This is a genomic window from Streptomyces sp. Y20, from assembly GCF_043195475.1.
Taxonomy (GTDB): Bacteria; Actinomycetota; Actinomycetes; order Streptomycetales; family Streptomycetaceae; genus Streptomyces.
The window spans coordinates 286,873-308,058 of record NZ_JBIDDP010000003.1 but is presented as its reverse complement, the minus strand read 5'-3'; the positions used below and the strand labels follow the sequence as shown (position 1 = coordinate 308,058).

Sequence of the window (21,186 nt, the reverse complement as noted above, 5' to 3'; positions counted from 1 at the left end):
CGGGCCGCGAGGCTTCGGTCATGCGACAGATACCGCGCACACGCGTCCGCCGGTTCCTCACCGTCCTCCTGCCGGCCGCCGCGGCGTCGGCCGCGTGGGCCGCCTGGCTGGGCTGGGACCGCGGCTACGGCGTGCGCGCCGACGGCACGACGACCGGGCCGTACGAGGCCTGGCAGGTGGCGGGGCTGGTGCTGACCCTGCTGGTACCGGTGGGCTGGGCGGCGGCCCGGGGACATGTCGTGGGCGCGGTGGCCGGCACAACGGCCGGGCTGACCACGGCCGCCTACCTGGACTGGTCGGACGACGCCACCGGACTCTTCGCCGTCGGCGTGGCCCTGGTCATGCTGGGCAGCCTCGCGGCGACCACCGTCGTGGCCGCGGTGGTGCGCGCCGTGGGGCGGGACGAGGGCCACCCGGCGGCCTGACAGCCACCGCTGCCACGACGACAGCCGCAGGGGAGTCGTGCGTCGGGTGCCCGAAGCACCGCTCAGCGTTCCCAGTTGGCCTGGGCGAGCGCCAGCATGTGCGGGGCCGAGAGGGCGTTGCCCGGGTCGGCGGCGGTGGTCAGCAACCAGCTTGCCGCGCCCGCGGGTTCACCGGGCGGGACGACCAGCAGGTCGCGGCGTCCCAGAGGGCCGCGGTCCAGCGTGATGGTGTGCGCCTCGATGTCGACGGCGGACAGGAACACCTCGATGACGCGGCCGGGCGCCGGCACCGTACGCGGCACGTCGGGCCAGGCGGCGGTGTCCACGGTGACGCCGACGACCGTGCCCAGTGCCGGGCCCAACGCGCCGAGCAGCGCGGGCAGTTCGAGTTCGAGCGCGTCGCAGCGGGGCCACCAGGCGCCGTGCAGCGGGCCGTGGCCGGCTTCGGGGGTGAGGGTCAGCCGGGGGAGGGGCATCCGGTACGTGTGCGCCCCGCCCGGGAAACCGTCCGCGGCGGGCCAACCGTTCGTGTCCATACGTGCGATCCCGTCCCGGACGGCTCCCGGCCGCCCGTTTTCCGTCGTACGCCGGGAACGGCACCGCCGCGGTCGCCGCGCGACTTGCTTCCGGTGCCGTCCAGCGTACGTCCGCCCGTGGCACGGAGCGGGAGCGGGCGGCGGCGACCGCGACGGCCTAGCCCAGCGAGTGGTCGGCCCAGGGAAGGGTCGAGGGGTCGGCCTGGTCCTGGGGGGCGGCGGGCGCCGCCTCGTGGCAGGTGAAGCCGAGCCGGGTCAGTGCCCTGCTCACCTCGGCGGCGGTGAAGTCACGGCGGTCCTGCCGGGTGATGACCTGTCCGACCTGCTTGACCGGGTAGACCCGGCGGTCGATGGTCACGCAGCTGCCGACGGCGGGTTCGGGCCGGATGCCCTCCATCGACTGCTCGACCTCACTCTTGGTCAGGTCGAAGGGGAAACGGGCGATGACACAGCGCATGCTGCCTCCACGGGGAGAGCGGTCAGGGGATGACGGTGAGGACGCCCAGGGCGTAGCCCTGCTCGTCGACCACGGGGGAGACGTCCAGTGTGCGGGTCCGCATGGCGGACTCCGCGTCGCCCAGGGCCGAGACGGACGCGGTGAACGGTCCGCGGTCGAGCGGTATGTCCCGCAGCCGGGCCCGGTCGCCGTAGGAGGAGGCGGCACGTTGGGCGGTGAGCTGGGCCCTGGTGACCAGCCCGGAACACCGGCCGTCGTCGTCCTGGAGGAGCAGGTGGGTGGCGCGGGCGCCGATGAGCACGGACAGGGCCACGTCGACGCTCATGCGATCGCCGAGCTGGGGGCCGGGGGCGCCCATGGCGTCACGGGCGGTCAGTCCCGTGCCACCGGCCACCGGCACCGGGTGGGATGCCGAGGCCGGGGACAGGGGTCTCTCCTCGGGTGGGTTCAAGGGCTTCCCTTCCTCGGCGGAGGGCCTCGCGGACCCGCCCGGGGTGCGGACGGTCAACGGGTCCGGCCGGCACCGGGACGCCGTGCGCGCCTCGCCCGTCCGCCGCGGGGACGTCCGGCGGAACCCGCGCGCTCGGGGCGCTCGGCCGCGGGCGTGGCGAGGACGACGGGCACGCCGGAGGGGGTACGGGCGCCGGTGATGCGGCTCAGCTCGGGCTCGCCGGGGCGGACCTGCGTGGCCTGGGCGGTGATGCCGGCGTCGGCCATGAGGCGGTTCACCGTGCGCCGCTGGTGCGGCAGGACGAGCGTGACGACGGTGCCGGACTCGCCGGCCCGGGCGGTACGGCCGCCGCGGTGCAGGTAGTCCTTGTGGTCGCCGGGCGGGTCGAAGTTCACGACGAGGTCGACGTTGTCGACGTGGATGCCGCGGGCGGCGACGTTGGTGGCGACCAGGACCGTGACGTGCCCGTCCCTGAACTGGTCGAGCGTGCGGGTCCGCTGGGGCTGGGACTTGCCGCCGTGCAGGGCCGAGGCCCGCACGCCGACCGACAGCAGGTGCCGGGCGAGGCGTTCCGCCGCGTGCTTGGTGTCCAGGAACATGATCACGCGGCCGTCGCGGGCGGCGATCTCGGTGGCGGTGCTGTGCTTGTCGTCGTCGTGCACGTGGAGCAGGTGGTGCTCCATGGTGGTGACCGTGCCCGCCGACGGGTCGACGGAGTGCACCACGGGGTCGTGCAGGTAACGGCGGACCAGCTTGTCGATGTTGCGGTCCAGCGTGGCGGAGAACAGCAGCCGCTGGCCGTCGGGGCGTACCTGGTCGAGGAGGCCGGTGACCTGGGGCATGAAGCCCATGTCGGTCATCTGGTCGGCCTCGTCCAGGACGGTCACGCCCACGCGGTCCAGGCGGCAGTCACCCCGGTCCACGAGGTCCTTGAGCCGCCCGGGGGTCGCGACGACGACCTCGGCGCCGGCGCGCAGCGCGGCGGCCTGCCGGCCGATCGACATGCCGCCGACGACGGTGGCCGGCCGCAGGCGCAGCGCCCGCGCGTAGGGGGTGAGCGCCTCCGTGACCTGCTGGGCCAGTTCCCGGGTGGGTACGAGGATGAGGCCGAGCGGCTGCCTGGGCTCGGCCCGCTGGCCGTGCAGGCGGGCCAGCAGGGGCAGGCCGAAGGCGAGCGTCTTGCCGGAGCCGGTGCGTCCGCGGCCCAGGACGTCGCGGCCGGCCAGTGAGTTCGGCAGGGTCGCGGCCTGGATCGGGAAGGGCGCGGTGACGCCCTCGGCGAGCAGCGCGGCCTGGAGCGGCGCGGGCAGGTCGAGATCGGCGAACGTCTCCACGGCCGGCAGCGGCTCGGTGAGACTGACGGGGAGCGCGAACTCTCCCTGCGGCGCCCGCCGCGGCTGGGGACTCGATCCCTGCGGGCTCGTCCTGCGCGAACGGAACCGGGCGGGATCGTTGCCGGTACGACGGGTCTGTGGGATGCGGTTCACGCGGAACCCTCCTCGATGCGTGCGGCACGTATCGAGGAATTCGATTCGGCGGTGCGGAACCGCGACGGAATTCGCAAGAACAAGCCGAAAGGAAGCCAAAAAGGCGAGGGCAGAAAAAAGTGGGAAAAACGGGCTGGGGCCCGCGCCCAAGAGCGCGGGCCCCACCACGTGCAAATCGTCAGCGTCAGGCGGGAACGATGTTCTCGGCCTGCGGGCCCTTCTGGCCCTGCGTCACGTCGAAGGTCACCTTCTGGCCCTCCTGAAGCTCGCGGAAGCCGGAGGTGGCGATGTTCGAGTAGTGCGCGAACACGTCGGCGCCGCCGCCGTCCTGCTCGATGAAGCCGAAGCCCTTTTCCGCGTTGAACCACTTCACGGTGCCAGATGCCATATTGAATCTCCCTTAGGGGCAGTGCCGGGATCCACACTGTGCAGAACCCGAGTCGCCGCGATGATCACCCCTCAAGGGGACCCGGAAATGCCTGGAAAGTTTCACAGGCGATCTCCGGCAATCAAAACTGCAACTGTTATCACGGTAACACAGGCGGCCCCTGGCATCCCAGGCTTTCCTGCATTCGGGTCTCGCCGGCGGGCGATTCTGACCCGACGGGACCGGAGAAACTTCCGGCACCCCGGCGGTAATCCTGCAACGGCGACGACAGATATTCGTACGAGACGCAGATGTGACGCTCAGTGACCGCCATCCGCCCCGGCGGCGCCGCCCAGCCCGTGGCGCATCGTCTCGTTCAGCCGCAGGGCCTCCTCCAGCTGGTCCTCCAGGATGATGATGCGGCACGCGGCCTCGACGGGCGTGCCCTGGTCGACCAGCTCGCGGGCGCGGGCGGCGATGCGCAGCTGGTACCGCGAGTAGCGGCGGTGGCCGCCCTCCGAACGCAGCGGAGCGATCAGTTTGGCCTCGCCGATGGCGCGCAGGAAGGCGGGCGTGGTGCCGAGGATGTCGGCGGCGCGGCCCATCGTGTAGGCGGGATAGTCGTCGTCGTCTAGGTTGCCGGCGGGTGAGTTCTCGGCGGGCATGGCACCTTCGTTTCGGGGGCGCGGGTCCGTCTGGCGCCCCGGTGGACCCAAGCCTAACGTCGACGCGCCCGGATATGTGGCGCTGCCCCGGCAGATTTCCGGCCTCAGTGATGCGCGTGATCCGAAACCGCCCCGATCGGGCGCCGGCCGGGTGTGCGCCACCGGAGTGACCCATCGCACGTCCGGCGTGGCGAGCGGCCCGGACGGGGGGCGGCGTGGGCCGTGACCGCCCTCGCCGCCCGGCCCGCGGGCAACCGGCCGGTTGCGCCGGCCGGAGCCTGGTTACTCGCCGTCCAGGGGTTGGGAAAGCAGCCCCGACCGGGTTCTCCGGGCTCCCGCCCGGAGAACCCGGGCTCCGCGGGCCCGCCGCGGAGCGCTCCGGAGGTCCCGGTCGGGACCGGGATGGGGCCGCACGGGCGGTTCTTCAGGAGAAGCCGGCGTCGGCCGCGTGCCGTTCCCCGAGCCGGGCGCCGTGCCAGTCCAGGACCATGATGGTGGCGTCGTCGGCCAGGACGCCCCCGCACACGTCGTGCACCGAGTCGGCCAGCGCGCGCACGACCTCGCGGGGATGTTCGCCGAGGGTGTCCCGCAGCAGCGCCGCCATGTCGAGGGTGGCGGCCTCGCGCTCGCACATGCCGTCGGTGAGCAGCAGCAGGCGGTCGCCGGGGCGCAGATCGATGTCCTGCGTCTCGTAACGGACGGGGAGCGGCACCCCGAACGGCAGGTTGATCCGCAGGGGGATCTCCTCCACCAGCCCGTCGCGCAGGCGCAGGGGCCAGGGGTGCCCGGCGTTGACCAGCCGGCAGCGCCCGCTGTCCAGCTCGATGCGCAGCAGCTGCCCGGTGGTCATGCCGTGGCCGTGCGCCCGGATCGCCCGATGGGCGGCGTGGGCCTGCTCGGTCAGGCCGAGCCCGGCGCGCCGGGCGCCGCGCAGGGCATTGACGGTGAGGGTGGCCAGCAGGGCGGACGCGGTGTCGTGCCCCATGGCGTCGGTGATCGACAGGTTCAGCGCGTCGGCGTCGAGGGTGTAGTCGTAGGTGTCGCCGCCCACCTCGTCCGCCGGGAGCAGGCCGCCGGCGAGGGTGAACTGCGGGGCCTCGCAGCAGGAGGCCGAGGGCAGCAGCTGGTGCTGGATCTCCGCGGCCAGGCTGATGCTGGTGGTGCGTCTTCCCCAGTGGTACAGGTCGGTGAAGCGCCGGTCGGTGACCACGATGTACGCCAGCGCGTGCGCGGCCTTCTCGATCTCCTCCCGCACCTCGTCGTCCAGGCGGGGCACCCACAGCTCCAGCACCCCGATGCTGTCGCCCCGGTTCGTCACCGGCGCGATGACGCGGAACCCCTCGTCGGCGTCGTACTCGTGGTGGAGGCGCTGGCTGCGCAGGACCTGGTCGTACACGCTGCCCCGCAGCCCGGTCCGCTGTGTGCCGTCGCGCAGGGACTCACCGGCGCGTGGCAGCCGCACCGCCTCCCGCCCTATCAGGTCGACGAGCCAGAACGACACCGCCCGCCCGCCGAACCGCTTCTCCAGGTTCCGGGCGACGACGTCGACCGATTCCGTCGGCGCCGCCTCCTCGGCGGCCCGCAGTACTTCTCCCAGCCCCAAGCCCTCGTCTCCCACCACGTCCACCTCCCCCCTCCCGGATGCCCCGACCCCGCTCCCGGCACGCCGGGGGCCGCACCGGCGGGGGCGCGGATGCCGTCCGGGATCCGCCCGCCGTCTCCCGGCGAGGTGCTCCGGACGCATTGGGCCGGGACCGGAACAGGCCGGACGTGATCGCTGACACGGCCGGAAGCGCTGGGAGAACCCGCTGGTCACGGGAATGGCGCAGTACCGGAAGGGCCTGAGGCGTGAAGCGCTCTCGGACGGACGCGAGGAGGCGGGCCGCGTCCCCAGGGCCGCGTGGCGAAGCGCACGGACGCGGCCCGTAAGGCAGCCGGGCGGCCGGTCGGTGTTCCGGCCGGCCGCGCGGCGGCGTGGAAACGCGGTTGCCGTCGCGCGGCCGCTCGGTGAAGCTGCCCGGGTAGCCAGCCGGGCCGGCCCGTGGGGGATGCCGATGTTGTCCGACGCAGAGATCGAGGCCTTCGTCACGGACGGTTTCGTCCGCGTTCCGGGAGCCGTCCCCGGGGCCACGGTGGAGGAGTGCCGCGCGCAACTGTGGGCGGCGAGCGGCTGCTCCCCCGACGATCCGGGCAGCTGGACCGAACCGGTCGTACGGATCGGCGCCATGGCCACTCCGCCGTTCCGCCAGGCGGCCAACGCTCCGGCGCTGCACGAGGCCTACGACCAGTTGGTCGGAGCGGGGCGCTGGCGTGCTCCGCTGGGGCTGGGCACCTTCCCGCTCCGCTTCCCGAGTGAGGAGGACCCCGGTGACGACGGTTGGCACCTCGACGCGGGCTGGACCGCGGAATCGGGGGAGTACCGGGTGAGCCTGCGGTCACGCGGACGCGCCCTGCTGATGCTGTTCCTCTTCTCCGACGTCGGCCCGGACGACGCCCCCACCCGCGTCCGGTCCGGCTCGCACCTGGACCTGCCGCCGCGGCTCGCCGCGGCGGGCGAGGAGGGCCGGGCGTGGTTCCCGCTGTGCGCGGAGGCCGCCCCGGCCACCGCGGGCTGCCGCGAGGTGGCCGCCACCGGGAAGGCCGGCGATGTGTTCCTGTGCCACCCGTTCCTGGTCCACGCCGCCCAGCGGCACGGCGGGCGCACACCGCGGTTCCTTGCTCAGCCGCCGCTGGAGCCGACGGGCGTGCTCGACCTCGACGGCCCGGAGCCGTCACCCGTGGAGCGGGCCGTACTGGCGGGCTTGCGCCGGGCCTGAGGGCGGTTGCGTCCGCTCCGGCCGCTCCGGCCCCGGCCGGCGGCACGGCGGGGAGGACCTCACGGGGCGGCGGGCCGGGTGGCGGGCGCGGGGCGGACCCTCATGGGGCGGCGGGCCGGGTGGCGGGCTGGAGCCGGAACGACACGGCCTCCATCAGGCGCTTGTGCCGGGTCTTCTGGACGGCTGCGATCAGCCACCCGCCGCCTCCCTCGGCGCCGCGCTCCCGCACGACCGTGTAGGTGGCGAGTTTCCCCAGCCGCCCGGGCCGGCCCTTGCCGACGTCGCCGCGGGTGACGACGACAGCGGTGTCGGGGCCGTGGAAGCGGATGTCGGTGATGTCGAGGGCCAACCGCGTGCCCTTGAGGAATCCGGTGAAGAGCGCCTGGTGGGCGCGGCCGATCTCCGTACCGCCGCGGTAGACGGTGCCGGCGTACGTCACGTCGGTCGCGTCCCGGGTGAAGCACCGGCCGTACGCGGCCCCGTCACCGCGGTTCCACGCCGCGCGGCTCTCTTCGAGGAGGTCACGGATCGCGGCCACGTCGCTCTCACGGGCGGGGCCGGCTGGGGTGCGGGTGCTCATCTGTGTGCCTCCGGTTCACTGGACGGACCCCACGACGGGATCCACGGGCAACACCGGCGACGCTCCTCACCCTCCCCGTGGTAACTTCACCAGAGAAGTAAATGCCGCCAGAATTTATCTGCGCCAAAGAAGAGATTAGGGAGGGGAGAGGACCATGTCAACGCCGCTGCCCATGCGCCCCGACGCGAGCCAGGTCTACCGGCACTACTTGAGCGCGGTCATGCTCCACGGCCACGCGAGCGCCCGAGCGTGCGAACTGGGCGCCACCGACCTGTACGCGCTGAACATCCTCCAGCTGTGCGGCCCGATGTCCCCGGGCGAACTGGCCGAACGCACAGGTCTGACGACCGGTCCGACGACCCGGTTGATCGACAGGCTGGAGCAGGCCGGCTACGCCCGCCGCGCGGCCGACCCCGGAGACCGGCGCAAGGTCGTCGTGCGACCGGTGGGCGAACCGGCCGGCCTGGACCTCGCCATGGCGCCCGCGCGACGGAGGATCGGCGAGATCCTCGCCGACTACACGTCCGAGCAACTGACCGTCCTCTTCGACTACTTCACCCGCGCCACTGAGGCTTACCAGGCCGCGGCGGACGAACTGCGCGACACGGGGGCCGGCCGCTGACGTCCGTCCGGACGCCGGCGGGCGGCGAGGGCCGCCTGCGGCACCGGCCCGGAAGGCGTGGCGGCGAGGGAGCGCTCACCGCCGTGGAACTGGGCACCTTCATGCCGGTCGCGGCGCTTCCGTGGTTCGCGGCCGCCCTGTACGCCGTGTGGCCCGGCGGGCGACCCGCCGAAGCGTCCGCCATCGCTGGGCAACCCGGGACAGAGGGGGCGCATGTGGTGGAGCAGAGGGCGCATGCGGGGCCCGCCGGAACGCTCCCGACCATCCGTTGTGACGCCTGCCACACCGACGGTATCCTCCAACTTCGGCTCCTCGGCCTCCTCCTCTCACCTTCTGTCCCCCAACCGAACGCGTGGGAGCCGGAGCCGGCCGGGAGCCGGTGCCGATTCCCGGCGCACGTCGTGCAGGTCGAACACGGGGGAAGTTCCGCATGACCGCACCACTCGACAGTCCCAGATTTCCCAACGACCAAGCCACCGCGTTCGTCCGGGAGTTCCGGGTGAGCGTGGCTCCCACGTACGAGAACCGGGCGAAGCTGGCGACCAGTCCGCCGCTGTTCCTCCTGCGCGTACCGCGCGAGTCGTACCGGACCGGGGTGGACCGTGTCGTCGCCGCCCTGGCCGGCGCGCTGCGGCAGCGGGTGCCCTTCGCCCACCTGCCGGCAGGGACCGGTGACGGAGCCGACGCCCGGCTGCTCTCCGCCGGCGCCGGCACGCAGCTGTACCGCAGTGCCCCGCAGCACATGACTCCCGACCGCTTCCCGCACTTCCGCGTCATGTGTGACCTGGTGGAGTACATCAGGAGCCACCCGGAGGAGTGGGTGACGAACGCGAACCAGGAAGCGGAGCTGCGGACCTACGCCAGTGAGCAGCGGGCCCAGCGCGGCGGTGCCCTGGCCTTCACCAGGATGGAGGGGCCGGCCCTCGACGGGATCGCCGGTTTCCTGGCCGGTCTCAGCTGGCTGTCGTTCGTCCAGCTGCTCCCACGGCGGATCTGGGCCCACCGCACCTCCCGCAAGGTGATGCGGGGCTGGCTCGGCGCGGAACCGGTGGCCCAGGGCAGCAACAACCTCTTCCGGGTGATGGACCACGTGGCCGCCGAGCGCGCCGTCCAGCTCACGGACGGCGCGTCCCAGGAGGAGGCGCTCCAGGAGTTCGACTGGCTCGTCCTGCGCGCCCTGCTCGAAGACCTGCGCCGGCCCGCGATCGGCCGCATCCTCCCCGGCCGGCGCCGCAGGACCAGCCGCCCGGTCCTCTTCCTGGAACTGCCCCCGCCGGGAGAGCCCGGTGCCCGCGCAGCCGAGCGCTTCCTGCGTTCGCTGCGCCGGGTGAGGGCCACCGCCGGACCGCCGGGCCCGCTCGTCGTCGCCGTGGGCGTCCCCTCCGAGGCCCTGCTGCGGGAACTGGGCGATCCGGTGGAGAGCACGTGGCCGGAGGCGAGTGTCCGGCTCGCCGCCGACGCCGCCGACGGCGAACCCCCGGTCCTGGTCACCGTCTCCGCGGCCGACCTGACCGCGCGCGGCGTACCCGTCCTGCCCGTCGGGCCGCGGACGTTCCGGTTCAGCCGGTACGTCCCGACCGCGGTCGTGGGCGGGGTGACCGTACTCGCCCTGCTCGCGGGGGGACTGCTGCTCCGGCCGGTCCTCTTCCCCCCGCCCCGCGACTGCCTCGGCGGCACCGGCTCCGTGGCGGAGGCCGCCCCGGCCGAGCCGGTACCGGTGCACGCCACCGCCTGGTACAAGGCGGCCGTGCGGACCATCGGCCGCCAGAACGCCCGCGTCGGGCAGTACGCCGCCCAGGGCCGCACCGTGCGGACGGTCGTCGCCTTCGTGTCCGACCCGCCGACGACCGACGACGAGACCCGCTTCGACGGGACGATCCCGGAGCTGCGCGGCATCGCGATGTGGCAGGAGAAACTGAACCGCGAGGCCGCCGCCGACGACTCCCTGATACCCCTGCGCGTCGACGTCCGCGGGGCCGGAGTCGCCTTCCGTGACGCCGAGAGCGCGGCGCGGAAGCTCGTCGCCGAGGTGGCGGACGAGGGCGGCGTCCCGGCGTCCGACCGGGTCGTCGGGGTACTGGGCTTCGCGCAGAGCCGCCGCGAGACCCAGGCGGCCCTCCGGGTGCTGGGCGACGCGCGCATCCCCACGATCGGCACCACCGCGACCGCCGACGAGATGCTCAGCGGTTCCGCCGCGCTGACCTACTGGCCGTCCACGCCGTTCAACTCGCGCGAGGCCAGGATCGAGGCGGACTTCGCGGCCACCGAGAACATCGTGGCCCGGCCCGGTCACGAGGACCGCTGCACCCCGGCCAGGAACGCGATCGTGATCGAGAGCTCCGCGGACCTCTACAGCGACAGCCTCGCCCGCCGGTTCGTCGGCGACTTCCACGGCACCCACCAGGTGTTCGACTTCAACCAGGAGGGCGTCTTCGGCGCCGCTCCGCTGAGCGGCGCGGTCAGCGAGCACGGCGCCGACCCGCTGGCCCGGGCGCTGTGCGACGCGCTGCGGGACCGGCCGGACTCGGTGGTGTACTGGTCGGCGCGGGCCAAGGACTTCACCGCCCTCATCAACTCCATGGACACCGCCGGGACGTGCACCTCGCGCGACGTGACGGTCCTCGGGGGCAACGAGCTGACCAACGTGGCGCAGACCGGCGCCTTCGCCGACAAGGACTGGCTGCGCCTGTACTACTCCGCGCACCGGCTGCCGACCGATGACCCGGGCGCCGGCGACAGGACCCGGCAGTTCGTCGCCGACTACGACGCCTATGTGAAGGCCACCGCCCCGGGCACGGACCCCTGGCGGCAGGACGGCCACTCCGCGGTCTCCTACGACGCCTTCCACGTCCTCTCCGAGGCGGTCCGCCAGGCCGGACTGGCCGACCCGGACATCGAACGCAAGTCCGTCCTGCTGGTGCTCGAAGCCGGCATCGCCTTCAACGGGGCCACCGGTTACGTGTCCTACGACGGCGCCAACGCCCCGCCCAAGGACAAGACCCTCGTTCTGCTGCGCCAGACGGGTGACAAGCCGAAGGCGGTCCTCGCCTGCGGCGCCTTCGACCAGCACCAGTCGAGCGAGGCCCAGGGACCGCCTTGCTCGGACTGACCGCCCGCTCGCCGCACGGGCGTCCACCACGGCCCCCCGAGGCCACGGAGACGGCGGCCGGGGCACAGGGGCACGTGGTCCAATGAGCCGATGGGGGACGCGCGTACGACTCTGGGACCGCTGGAACTGTGTGACGGCCGCTGGGTGGTGGGGGACCCCGGCAAGCGCCACTGGCTGGAGTTCCGCACGGACGGCCTGTACCAGCACGAGCCCGGCTCCGAAGGGCAGCTGATCCCGTGGCCCAGGATCATGCTGGGCATGAACCTCACCATGGGCAGCGAGTTCCCGGCCCGGGGGTCGAACGGCTTCGGGGGCATCCTCGGTGGCTTGCCCGGCCCCTGGCGGGGACACGGCAGCGGTTACCTGCACATGACGCTGCGCCACCCGTACGAGAACCGGATCGTCCGCTTCGACCGGCACCCGCGCCCCTATCCCGGGTCCCACCTCGTCTTCCTCCAGACGCTGACGACGCGGGTCATCGACACCGGGCAGACGCACCTCCTGGGCGATCCCGAGTGGCTGGGCCGCGTGGTCGCGAGGCTGGCGCCGCAGCGTCCCCGGGGGTGGCGCGGAATGAGGGAGGCGGTGGCGCGTGCCATGGAGGCCGAGACGGAGACGGGGGCGTGAGGAGCGGGCACGTCCGGGGGCGGACCCGCGCGGCGGCGCACGCGATGCCGCCGCGCGGCAGCACCGGGCCTCCGTGAAGGAGACGCCGGTGCGGCCGGACGGCGGCAGTGTCAGGTCACGCCGGGACGGTCACCAGACGAGGGCGTCCGCCGGGTTGTCCTGCCAGTAGGTGACGGCGGCGGCACTGTTGAAGAAGACACCGCCGTTCGGCAGCTTCAGGGTCTTCTCCTTGCCGGCCGCGGCGTCCTTCTTGTCGGCGAAGAGCACGCCCAGGGTCTTCTCGGTGGCGCCCCCCTCACCGTCGGGGGAGTACGTCCCGATGCCCGCGTACGCCGACTGGCCGGGCTCGAGCGTCAGCACGGCCTGCGGGGTCGACTCCCGGACCCACGGCAGCGGGGCCTGGGCGTCGGCGCCGGCCCTCAGGTAGGGGGCGCTGTAGGCGTAGCAGGGCTTGGTGCCGGTGTTGGTTGCCTTGAGCAGCAGGTGGTTGATCGGGCGGGACACCTCGGTGACGGTCAGCGCGGTGTTCGCCGTGGTGCAGGTGACGACCGAGGACGCGTCCTTCGTGGCGGCGGAGGCCGTCTGCCCGGCGGTCTGGATGCCGACGAGCGCGAGGGCGGCGGCGACAACCATGGAGGAAGCGGCCGTACGGGAGGCGGAGCGAGTGGTGATGCGCATGAATGAACTGCTTTCTCTGTAGCCCGTGAAGTGGGATTGCCGAACGTGGTCCGTGCCGGTCGGTCCGGCCCGGCCTGTGCCGCTCGGGACGCGGACGCACCCGGACGCACACGCCGGAAGCGCGGGCCGTGGAAGCCGGGTCGGGTGCGACCGGGCGCCGTGGCCGGCGAGGCGCCGTGCTGGGATGGCCCAAGCCTGTGCCATGCGGCGTCCCATCGGGCGCTCCATCGGCGATTTCGGGATGCTGGAATGCTTTCACCGGCTCTGACCTGGGGAAACGTGACCTCCTTGGGACGGCGAACGGGATGCCTCCCAGACTCCCGCCGCCACCCGCTGTGCGAAGTCGGCCGGTGACGGCTCGTGCGGCAGGCGCGCGGGCACCGTCGTGCCCTTTCTGCTGCCCGCCCGGTCGGCGAACAGTGCGACCGTCAGGGCGAGTCGGCCGTCGTACCCGGAGGTCCACACGGTCCGCCGGGTGATCCCACCGCCCGCTCCGCCGGTGGTGAACACCTTCGCCTCCGCCTCCGGCGAGCCGACGGCATCGGGTACCGGCCCGGCCCCCGATCGTGCGCCCGCCGTCATCGCCTCCTTGCCGTCCAGCACACGGCGCACGTCGGGACGCGCCCGGTAGACGGTGCGGCCCTCCCGCGTGATGCGCGCGACGGTGTACGGGGTGGCGTACCTGCCGTCCGCCGCCACCGTCGCGTACGCCGACGCCAGGCCGAGCGGAGTCGGCGCGGCCGTCTTCAGCAGTGTGCGCAGCGGCTCGCCCGCCCGCCTCACGCCGTCGAACGGCTCGAGGGCCGTCCCCGCTTCCACCGCCCCGCTCACCGCGTCGTTGAACGGCTGTCGCGCGTAGTCCGAGCCTCCGTACAGCAGCCGTACCGCTCCGTCACCGGGCACCATCCCCACGACGGCGGTGTGCACGCGGACGCCCTTGCCCCCGGGATTCTCCCCGGCCAGTTGCGTGGCCCGGTCCTGCGCCGCCAGGTCGAAGGTGGTCGTCACGCTGTAACCGCCGCTCGCGAGCCGGTCCTCGGCGATGCCGAGCCGGTCCGCGGCCTCCTTGGCCGCGATGTCGATCAGATACTGCCGCTGCCCCTCGGTCTCGCCCGGCGGATAGAACCGGAACGCCGGGAAACGCGCCGCGGCCCGCTGCCCGGCCGTGATGGCGCCGCTCGCCACCATCGCGTCGAGCACCCACTCCCAGCGGTGCTCCAGCTTCGCGGTCACCTTCGGATCGGAGCCCGCCTTCTCGTAGTACGAGGGGATGTTGATGATGGACGCCAGCGCGGCGCCCTGTGCGACGGTCAGGCTCTTCGCGTCCACGCCGAAGTAGTTGCGCGCGGCGGACTGGATGCCGGCGGCGCCCCGACCGAAGTACACGGTGTTGAGATAGCCCTCGAGGATCTCGTCCTTGCTGCGGGTGCGGTCCAGCTTGATCGCGATGAGCGCCTCGCGGGCCTTGCGGGACAGCGAACGTTCCGGGCTCAGCAGCGCGTTCTTCACGTACTGCTGGGTGATGGTGGAACCGCCCTGCGGGTCACCGCCCGTCAGCGCCGCCAGGGCGGCCCGTGCGATGGCCCGCGGCGAGATCCCGCTGTCCGTACGGAAGGAGCGGTTCTCCGCGGCGATCACCGCTTCCCGCACATGCGCGGGGACCGCGGACAGCGGGATGTCCTGCCGGTCGACCGGTCCGCGCCGGCCCAGATAGGCGCCGTTCGAGTCGAGGAACACGGTGCTCTGGGTGACGGTCTCGGGGTGCGGCCTCGGGATGGTCGTGAAGTGGTACGCCACGACGGCCGCCGCGCACAGCGTCGCGATCAGCGTGAGGAGGGCGTGGCACAGCCGGCGAATCCGCCGGCCCCGGGTGCGCCGGTACCGGGTCCGCAGCGGCGTGCGCTGTCCCCGCCGGGGGCCCGGCCCCATCCCCTTTCCCGGTCGCCGTGCCGTTCGCGGGCCGGCCGTCCCGTCGTTCGCGTCCATGTCCGTCACCATGAGCTGTCCGACCGTGCGGCGGCCTTGCCCGAGGCGTCGTACACCGTGACGATCCGCTCGCCCGATCCGGCGCCGAGAAGCATCCGTACGTCCTTCTCGGACAGCGGCGGGCTCGTGTACCAGACTCCCCAGCCCGGACTTCCCGCCAGCACGAGGACCTTCGCGGTGGCCGTGCCGCCGCCGGTCCTCACCTCGACCCGGTCCGGCTCGCCGCGGAGGCCGCGGAAGAGGCCCGACAGGAGGAACCCACCCTTCACGCTGTCCACCCGCACGGAGACGCCGGGTTCGTCGAGCGGGCGGTCGCTGTCGTCCGCCGGGAGATGCGTGGGGACCGACCAGTGCCCGCCGTCGGCCGTCAGCCACACCCGGATTCCCGGTGCGACGGTCACCCGTTCGCCCGGTGCCACGACCCGGATCGGGCTCGTCACCGACGGGGCGCGGTCCCCCGCCTGGGCCCGGCGTGTCCCGTCCTGCGCACCGCCGCCCCCGTCACGGTCCGCCGCGAGCAGGGCGACGGGCACGAGCAGCGCCGCGCAGGCGGCCGACGACACGACGAGGCGTCGTCGCCGCAGGCGGCCCCCCGCTGCCCGGACATCGGCCAGCGGCACCTTCGACGGGACGATGTCCTGGGCGGTACGGGCGTACACCTCGCGCAGCCGCCCGGGATCGCCGCCGGCCGCCTTCAGACCGTGACGGGCACAGGCACGCACCGCGCCCACCGAGCAGCCCAGCAACTGGGCGATCTCCGCGTCCGCCAGCCCTTCCCAGATCCGCAGCACGAGAACCGTGCGCCGCCGCGCGGCCCGCCGACCGCGCAGCCGGCGCAAGTGGCCCTGCACCAGGCAGCGCCGCACGTGGAAGTCCGTGTCGTCGCGCGGAACGCGTCGCCACCGCGCGTACGTCCGCACCAGGGTTCTGCGCACCAGTTCCTCCGCCGCACCGGGATCGCCGGTGAGCAGCCGCGCGGTCACGATCAGCCGGGACCAGCGCGTCCGGGCGTACGTGGCGAAGTCGTGGCCGGTGGGGAGCACATCGTGGGTCGGTGGCACGTGGGCGGTCCTTAGGCTCGGGAACCCCTTCGCGGCCGGACGTGCGGGCGTCCGTCCTCGTCGGGCAACTCTTCGGTGTGCCGGTAGGTTGATCAGCCGGCGAGCCGACACCGTCCAGGAAGAGGGAGCCTCGGACCCCCGCGCACCGTCTTCCCGAAGGGCCGCGCTTCGCCGGATGCGACCTACGCGACTACGGGACCTGTACGCACGGCGGTGGCGGCCGGGTTGCAAGCAAAGGACAGAGATTTCGGTGGAGGCATGACCGAGGACGAGTTCGACGCCTTCTACGCGGCCGCCTTCCCCCGGCTCACCGGACAGCTCTACGCCTTCACCGGCGACCACGGCGAGGCCCAGGACGTCGTGCAGGAAGCCTTCGTACGAGCCTGGGACCGGCGCCAGCGGTTCCTGGCGGAAGGTGCTCCCGAGGCATGGATCCGCACCGTGGCCATGCGGCTGGCCGTGAGCCGCTGGCGGCGCTCCAGGCGCTGGCTCGAACTGGTACGGCGCACTCCGCCGCCCGACCCCACCCCGGGGCCGAACCCTGAATACGCCGCGCTCGTGGCCGCACTGCGGGAGCTGCCCGAGGCCCAGCGGATGGCGATCGTCCTGCACCATCTGTGCGACCTGAGTGTGGAGCAGGTAGCCTCCGAGACCCGTGCGCCCGTGGGGACGGTCAAGGCGAGGCTGTCCCGAGGGCGGGCGGAGCTGGCGAAGCGTCTCGCGGGGGACGAGGCCGAGGGGCGGGTCGACGAGGCCGACGGGCCGGTCGGGAAGGAGAGCGGCCGTGGCCGATGAACTTTCCTCCGCGCTGCGCGAGTTGGCCGCGGCACAGGAGAGCGCTCCGGTCGTCGGCGGCCCCGCGACACGTGCCCGGGCGACGCGTCGCCGGCGCCGCCGCCGTGCCGCCGCGAGCCTCGGCGCGGGGACCGCGGCCCTCGCGGTGCTGGGCTTCGCCCTGAGCCTTCGCCTCGGCACGGCCCCGGACCACCCGGCCGGGCACCGGACCGAGGCCGTGGTCTCCCCGACGCCCTTCTCCGACACGCTCGACCTCTCCCGGCGCACCCTCTCATTCGGCGGTCGGGTGATGCCGGTCCTCTCCGAATCCGACGCCCTGCGCGGGGCCGACAGCCCCATGACGGTGGTCGCCAAAGAAGATCCGAGGGAGCTGAGCCACCCCGTGTCACCCAGCGGCCCGACCATAGGCCCCACCGTGGTGAGCGTCCGGGACGTGGTCGAGCTGCGGGACGGGGAGGGCCGGCCGCACTACGTCGGCCTCTTCTCCCCGCAGCTCAAGACCCTGAGCGACGACGGCGGCGGCGGCTGGATCGGCCTCGGCGCCGAGGACGTCAGGTGGTTCTACGCCCGGGTCCGCCCCGGCGACACCTTCTCGGTGACGGCCGGCCCGACGCCGGCAGCCACGCCCTCGGGCCCCGCTCCGGCACCCGGCGCCACGGGATCCCGGCCGCGGCTGGACGGCACGGCCCGCGCCGAGCGCACGAACCACCACATCGGCGAGCGGCCGCACCCGGACGGGCACCACGAGGAGAAGCCCACCGGGAGGTAACCCCGGCCTTACGGTGTGGTCGTGGTGCGCGCGCCGCCCACAGACCCCAGCGGCGGAGACCCCCGGGTCTCCCGGCGCGGGTTCGCAGGGAGCCGCGGTTCCTTCGTCACCCGGACCCCGAACCGGGGTTCGGCCGGGTTCCGCTGTGCGGCCCGGTGTGGCGTGACAGCGGCTTCCCGGGAGGCACCGAGGGACCGTCAATCGGCGACATGAAGGACGATCTTGCCGCGGCGGTGCTCGCGTTCGAGGGCCTCGTAGGCGGCCCGGGCCTCGGACAGGGGCAGCACGCGGTCCACCGCCGGGGTCAGGCGGCCGTCTTCGACGAGCCGGGTGATCGCGTCGAGTCCGGCCCGGTCGGGTCGTACGACGAAGAACACGCCGCGGGCCTGGTGGCGCTCGGCGTCCTGCGGGTCAGGGGGCGCCGCGATGCCCACCAGGGTGCCTCCGGGACGCAACACGTCCCAGGACCTGCGCAGTGTCCGGCCACCGACCAGGTCGACGATGACGTCGGCGTCGCTGACGCGGTCCTCGAAGCGGTCGTTCGCGTAGTCGATCGCCGTGTCGGCCCCCAGCGACCGCACGAACTCCAGGTCCGCGGCGCCTGCCGTGGCCGCGACCCGGGCGCCGAGAGCCGCAGCGATCTGCACGACGAAGGAGCCCACACCCCCGGCACCGCCGTGCACGAGAACGCGGTCACCGGGGCGCAGCCGCGCATGGTCCACCAGTGCCTGCCGGCCCGTGAGCGCGGCCAGCGGAACCGCTGCGGCCTGGTCATGGGTCAGTGAGGCCGGTTTGCCCGCCGACACGTCGGCGGGCAGGGTCACGTACTCGGCGGCCGCGCCGTCCCGGGTGAACGGGACGAGCCCGTACACCTCGTCTCCCGCCTGCCGACCGGTCACCGCGGCGCCGGTGGCGACCACGGTGCCGGAGAACTCATGGGAGGGAATGGTGGGGGTCCGGTCGCGGCCGGAGCCGTCGAAGCTGTCGGTCCAGGTGGCGTCCCAGGTCAGCTCCCCGGCGGTGACGGAGGCGGCCCGCACGGCGACGAGGACCTCGTCGGGGCCGGGCCGCGGTCGCGGCGCCGTTTCGTAGGTGAGCTGTTCGGGGCCGCCCCGCCTGTGGGCCCGGACCGCGTTCATCATGTTCATGGTCTTCTCCTCGGACAGGTGGGCGGCGGCCGTGCGTCGCGCCGGGTGCGCCGTCACCAGGTGGGGACGAAGCCACCGTCGATGATCACGTCGCTTCCGGTGATGTTCCGCGCGCCGTCGCCGGCGAGGAACAGGACCAGCTCGGCGACTTCCTCGGGCCGGGAGAAGCGGCCGGTGGCGGTGGAACCCGCGGCCTGCGCGACGACGTCCTCGGGCGTCACGCCACCCGCGGAGGAGAGGGTGGCCGCGACTCCGTCCCGCGCCAGCCAGAGATCGGTCTCCACCGGGCCGGGGCTGACGGTGTTGACCCGGATGCCCTTGGGGCCGACTTCCTTCGACAGGGCCTTGGAGAAGGCGACGAGGGCGGCCTTGCCCGCGCTGTAGTCGATGACCACGGGGTCGGGGAGGGTGGCGTTGACCGAGGCGATCGTGACGACCGACCCCTGGCCGGCCTCCAGCATGACCGGCAGGGCCGCTCGGGTGACCCGTACGGCGCTGAGCAGGTTCAGATCGAGTGCGTGCTGCCAGTCCGTGTCCGTCACCGACAGGAACCCACCGGTACGGGCCGGTGCCGTGCCCACGTTGTTGACCAGTACGTCGACGCGTCCCCGGGCCGCGCCGACGAGTTCCTCGGCGGCGCGGGGCTCGGCGAGGTCGACGGGCACCCAGGTGACCGAACCCCGCTCGACCAGCGCGGCCAGCTCGGGCGTGGAGGTGCGCGAACCGGCGATCACCGTCGCTCCCGCCCGGGCGAGGGCTGCGACGACGGCCAGTCCGATGCCCTTGCTGGCACCGGTGACGACGGCGGTGCGTCCGTGCAGCTGTGCGTTCATGTCCGTGTGCGCTCCTTGTGTCAGGCCCCGGTGAGGTGCCGGATGGTGGGCCGGTGGGGCTGTCGTGGGCCGGTGGGGGCGAGGTGGAAACGGTGATCGCCGATCAGGTGTGGGCGGTGCCCTGGCCCCTGATCCCCAGGCGGCCGGCCACCGCAGGACGTGGTCGGCGCTCACCGACCGCCCGCGGTCGATCGCTGCGGAGTGGGCGCCCGCCGTACACCCAGGCTCCTGCCACAGCCGGGGTGACGCATCAGCCGATCGACTTCAGTCCTCGACCGGCGTACCGGGCGCACGTCCACGAGGGTGCCGGGCTGCGGGCGCCCGGGTCGGCAGGCGGTGCCCGACAAGGCACCCGTGGAAGGCGCCGCGTCCATGACCCGGACAGGGGGAGCGGCGGTGCGGGGTCGCGCGATATCCTGAACGTCGGCTGCGGTGCGTGATCGCAGCGCGGCGGTGGGGCTCGCCGTACCCGAACCGCGGCATCGGTGCCGCCAACAGTCCCTACTTGCGATGGTGTGCGCCCGCATGCGTGCGGGCCCCGGCGAGTAGGAGACGTACGTTCATGACGGCCCCGAATCCCAAGGTGACGGACGAGCCCATGGATCCCGACGTGCATCGGCGGATGCCCGCTCGGCGACGGCAGTCCTGGCGGGCGCAGGGGCCGGTCCTGGCGGCGGTGGCCCTCGGCGGGGCCACCGGGGCCTCGGCTCGGTACGGGGCGTCGCTGATATGGCCGGTCGGGCCCGGGTCCTTCCCGTGGACGACCCTGTGGGTCAACGTCGTCGGCTGTGCCGTCATCGGCGTCTTCATGGTGGTGATCACCGACGTGTGGGCGGCGCACCGGCTGGTGCGGCCGTTCTTCGGAACCGGCGTCCTGGGCGGCTTCACGACTTTCTCGACCTACGCCGTGGACATCCAGAAGCTCGTCGACGGGGGCCGTCCCCGGAGCGGGCTCGCGTATCTCGCCGCGACGATGTGCGCGGCGCTGGCGGCGGTGTGGCTCGCGGCGACGGTGACGCGCCGCCTGGTGGCATGGAGGCAGCGGTGACAAGGCTGACGGGCTCTGCCCTACGTGTGACGATCTTCATCGGTGAGAACGACGTCTGGCATCACAAGCCGCTGTACAGCGAGATCGTGCACCGGGCGCACAAGGCGGGGCTGGCCGGCGCCTCCGTCTTCCGCGGTGTGGAGGGCTTCGGCGCCTCCTCCCTGATCCACACGCACCGGCTGCTGTCGCTGAGCGAGGATCTGCCGGTGGCGATCGTCATCGTCGACACGGACGAGCACATCCGGGCGTTCCTGCCCCAGCTGGACGAGCTGGTCGGGGAGGGACTGGTGATCCTCGACGACTGCGAGGTCATCCGGTACGTGGGCAGGGAGAAGAAGGCGTGAACTGGCTGCTCGTCGTCGCAGGGGCCATGATCGGCGCACCGTTGCGGTACCTGACCGACCGGGCGGTGCAGAGGCGGCACGACACCGTCTTCCCCTGGGGCACCTTCACCGTGAACGTGGTCGGCTGCCTGATCCTGGGCCTGCTGTCGGGAGCCGTGGTGGCCGGGGCCGCCTCCTCGCAGGTGCAGCTGCTGCTGGGCACCGGGCTGTGCGGGGCGCTGACCACGTACTCGACGTTCTCCTACGAGACGCTGCGGCTGGCCGAGGACGGGGCGAAGTTCTTCGCCGCCGCCAATGCGGTGGGCAGCGTGGTGGCGGGTCTGGGCGCGGCGTTCCTGGGGGCGTCGTTCGCGGAGGCGTTGTGGGCCTGAACCGGCCGGCG

At 73.3% G+C, this 21,186-nt stretch carries 23 protein-coding genes; 10 read left to right on the top strand and 13 right to left on the bottom strand.

The annotated features are described in order from the left end of the window. Window positions 1–20 precede the first annotated feature (20 nt). A complete protein-coding gene (locus ACGFT1_RS09710) occupies window positions 21–425 on the top strand; it encodes a hypothetical protein (protein ID WP_373908485.1) in 405 nt (134 codons plus the stop codon). Window positions 426–487: 62 nt separating this feature from the next. Here ACGFT1_RS09710 and ACGFT1_RS09705 read toward each other — a convergent pair whose 3' ends face one another. The 7 genes from ACGFT1_RS09705 to ACGFT1_RS09675 form a co-directional block, all read right to left on the bottom strand. Then, complete coding sequence (locus tag ACGFT1_RS09705; RefSeq protein ID WP_373908484.1) at window positions 488–961, bottom strand: DUF5994 family protein; 474 nt, start codon at window positions 959–961, stop codon at window positions 488–490. 157 nt (window positions 962–1,118) lie between these two features. After that, window positions 1,119–1,418, bottom strand: coding sequence for an SCO5918 family protein (locus ACGFT1_RS09700; RefSeq protein ID WP_373908483.1), 300 nt, complete (start codon window positions 1,416–1,418; stop codon window positions 1,119–1,121). 22 nt (window positions 1,419–1,440) lie between these two features. Continuing rightward, a complete protein-coding gene (locus ACGFT1_RS09695) occupies window positions 1,441–1,776 on the bottom strand; it encodes a hypothetical protein (protein ID WP_373908751.1) in 336 nt (111 codons plus the stop codon). A gap of 146 nt (window positions 1,777–1,922) precedes the next feature. After that, a complete protein-coding gene (locus ACGFT1_RS09690; RefSeq protein WP_373908750.1) occupies window positions 1,923–3,347 on the bottom strand; it encodes a DEAD/DEAH box helicase in 1,425 nt (474 codons plus the stop codon). 193 nt (window positions 3,348–3,540) lie between these two features. Continuing rightward, complete coding sequence (locus tag ACGFT1_RS09685) at window positions 3,541–3,744, bottom strand: cold-shock protein (protein ID WP_007383480.1); 204 nt, start codon at window positions 3,742–3,744, stop codon at window positions 3,541–3,543. A 299-nt stretch (window positions 3,745–4,043) separates the two neighbouring features. After that, window positions 4,044–4,388, bottom strand: a complete 345-nt coding sequence (locus tag ACGFT1_RS09680; RefSeq protein ID WP_373908482.1) for a MerR family transcriptional regulator — start codon at window positions 4,386–4,388, stop codon at window positions 4,044–4,046. A gap of 424 nt (window positions 4,389–4,812) precedes the next feature. After that, window positions 4,813–6,006 (bottom strand): PP2C family protein-serine/threonine phosphatase, encoded by a 1,194-nt coding sequence (locus ACGFT1_RS09675; protein WP_373908749.1) that lies wholly within the window; start codon window positions 6,004–6,006, stop codon window positions 4,813–4,815. 436 nt (window positions 6,007–6,442) lie between these two features. Between ACGFT1_RS09675 and ACGFT1_RS09670 the strand changes: the two genes are divergently transcribed. Next, window positions 6,443–7,204 carry a phytanoyl-CoA dioxygenase family protein gene (locus tag ACGFT1_RS09670; RefSeq protein WP_373908481.1) on the top strand — a complete coding sequence of 254 codons (762 nt, stop codon included), beginning with the start codon at window positions 6,443–6,445 and terminating at the stop codon, window positions 7,202–7,204. Between the two features lie 100 nt (window positions 7,205–7,304). Here ACGFT1_RS09670 and ACGFT1_RS09665 read toward each other — a convergent pair whose 3' ends face one another. After that, complete coding sequence (locus ACGFT1_RS09665; RefSeq protein WP_373908480.1) at window positions 7,305–7,784, bottom strand: SgcJ/EcaC family oxidoreductase; 480 nt, start codon at window positions 7,782–7,784, stop codon at window positions 7,305–7,307. A gap of 154 nt (window positions 7,785–7,938) precedes the next feature. Here ACGFT1_RS09665 and ACGFT1_RS09660 point away from each other — a divergent pair, with 154 nt between their 5' ends. The 3 genes from ACGFT1_RS09660 to ACGFT1_RS09650 all read left to right on the top strand — a co-directional run bounded on the left by ACGFT1_RS09660 (window position 7,939) and on the right by ACGFT1_RS09650 (window position 12,142). Continuing rightward, window positions 7,939–8,406: a MarR family winged helix-turn-helix transcriptional regulator gene (locus ACGFT1_RS09660; RefSeq protein WP_373908479.1), complete on the top strand. Its 468-nt coding sequence runs from the start codon at window positions 7,939–7,941 to the stop codon at window positions 8,404–8,406. Window positions 8,407–8,836: 430 nt separating this feature from the next. Continuing rightward, the gene (locus ACGFT1_RS09655) at window positions 8,837–11,515 is read left to right on the top strand and encodes an ABC transporter substrate-binding protein (RefSeq protein ID WP_373908478.1); all 2,679 of its coding nucleotides are present in this window, start codon (window positions 8,837–8,839) and stop codon (window positions 11,513–11,515) included. Window positions 11,516–11,605: 90 nt separating this feature from the next. Then, on the top strand, window positions 11,606–12,142 hold the full coding sequence (locus tag ACGFT1_RS09650) for a hypothetical protein (RefSeq protein ID WP_373908477.1): 537 nt from the start codon (window positions 11,606–11,608) through the stop codon (window positions 12,140–12,142). A 129-nt stretch (window positions 12,143–12,271) separates the two neighbouring features. Here the strand turns inward: ACGFT1_RS09650 and ACGFT1_RS09645 are convergent, their stop codons facing one another. From ACGFT1_RS09645 to ACGFT1_RS09635, 3 genes are all read right to left on the bottom strand, one after another. Further along, the gene (locus ACGFT1_RS09645) at window positions 12,272–12,820 is read right to left on the bottom strand and encodes a DUF4232 domain-containing protein (protein ID WP_373908476.1); all 549 of its coding nucleotides are present in this window, start codon (window positions 12,818–12,820) and stop codon (window positions 12,272–12,274) included. A gap of 255 nt (window positions 12,821–13,075) precedes the next feature. Then, window positions 13,076–14,806 carry a transglycosylase domain-containing protein gene (locus tag ACGFT1_RS09640; protein ID WP_373908475.1) on the bottom strand — a complete coding sequence of 577 codons (1,731 nt, stop codon included), beginning with the start codon at window positions 14,804–14,806 and terminating at the stop codon, window positions 13,076–13,078. A 5-nt stretch (window positions 14,807–14,811) separates the two neighbouring features. Beyond that, the gene (locus ACGFT1_RS09635; protein ID WP_373908474.1) at window positions 14,812–15,867 is read right to left on the bottom strand and encodes a sigma factor-like helix-turn-helix DNA-binding protein; all 1,056 of its coding nucleotides are present in this window, start codon (window positions 15,865–15,867) and stop codon (window positions 14,812–14,814) included. A gap of 258 nt (window positions 15,868–16,125) precedes the next feature. Here ACGFT1_RS09635 and ACGFT1_RS09630 point away from each other — a divergent pair, with 258 nt between their 5' ends. Beyond that, window positions 16,126–16,662 (top strand): SigE family RNA polymerase sigma factor, encoded by a 537-nt coding sequence (locus tag ACGFT1_RS09630; RefSeq protein ID WP_373908473.1) that lies wholly within the window; start codon window positions 16,126–16,128, stop codon window positions 16,660–16,662. Beyond that, window positions 16,652–17,431 (top strand): hypothetical protein, encoded by a 780-nt coding sequence (locus tag ACGFT1_RS09625; RefSeq protein WP_373908472.1) that lies wholly within the window; start codon window positions 16,652–16,654, stop codon window positions 17,429–17,431. The genes ACGFT1_RS09630 and ACGFT1_RS09625 overlap by 11 nt, the downstream gene beginning before the upstream one ends. Before the next feature lie 197 nt (window positions 17,432–17,628). On the opposite strand, the gene ACGFT1_RS09620 is transcribed toward ACGFT1_RS09625, so the two are convergent. Then, window positions 17,629–18,579: an NADP-dependent oxidoreductase gene (locus ACGFT1_RS09620; protein WP_373908471.1), complete on the bottom strand. Its 951-nt coding sequence runs from the start codon at window positions 18,577–18,579 to the stop codon at window positions 17,629–17,631. A 53-nt stretch (window positions 18,580–18,632) separates the two neighbouring features. Next, window positions 18,633–19,412 (bottom strand): oxidoreductase, encoded by a 780-nt coding sequence (locus tag ACGFT1_RS09615; protein WP_373908470.1) that lies wholly within the window; start codon window positions 19,410–19,412, stop codon window positions 18,633–18,635. A 562-nt stretch (window positions 19,413–19,974) separates the two neighbouring features. Here ACGFT1_RS09615 and crcB (ACGFT1_RS09610) point away from each other — a divergent pair. Genes crcB (ACGFT1_RS09610) through crcB (ACGFT1_RS09600) form a run of 3 tightly spaced genes read left to right on the top strand, consistent with a single transcriptional unit; the run spans window position 19,975 to window position 21,175 of the window. Continuing rightward, window positions 19,975–20,460 carry a fluoride efflux transporter CrcB gene (gene crcB / locus ACGFT1_RS09610; protein WP_373908469.1) on the top strand — a complete coding sequence of 162 codons (486 nt, stop codon included), beginning with the start codon at window positions 19,975–19,977 and terminating at the stop codon, window positions 20,458–20,460. Continuing rightward, window positions 20,457–20,804, top strand: a complete 348-nt coding sequence (locus ACGFT1_RS09605; RefSeq protein WP_373908468.1) for a DUF190 domain-containing protein — start codon at window positions 20,457–20,459, stop codon at window positions 20,802–20,804. The genes crcB (ACGFT1_RS09610) and ACGFT1_RS09605 overlap by 4 nt, the downstream gene beginning before the upstream one ends. Continuing rightward, window positions 20,801–21,175 carry a fluoride efflux transporter CrcB gene (gene crcB / locus ACGFT1_RS09600; RefSeq protein WP_373908467.1) on the top strand — a complete coding sequence of 125 codons (375 nt, stop codon included), beginning with the start codon at window positions 20,801–20,803 and terminating at the stop codon, window positions 21,173–21,175. The genes ACGFT1_RS09605 and crcB (ACGFT1_RS09600) overlap by 4 nt, the downstream gene beginning before the upstream one ends. Window positions 21,176–21,186: the final 11 nt, after the last annotated feature.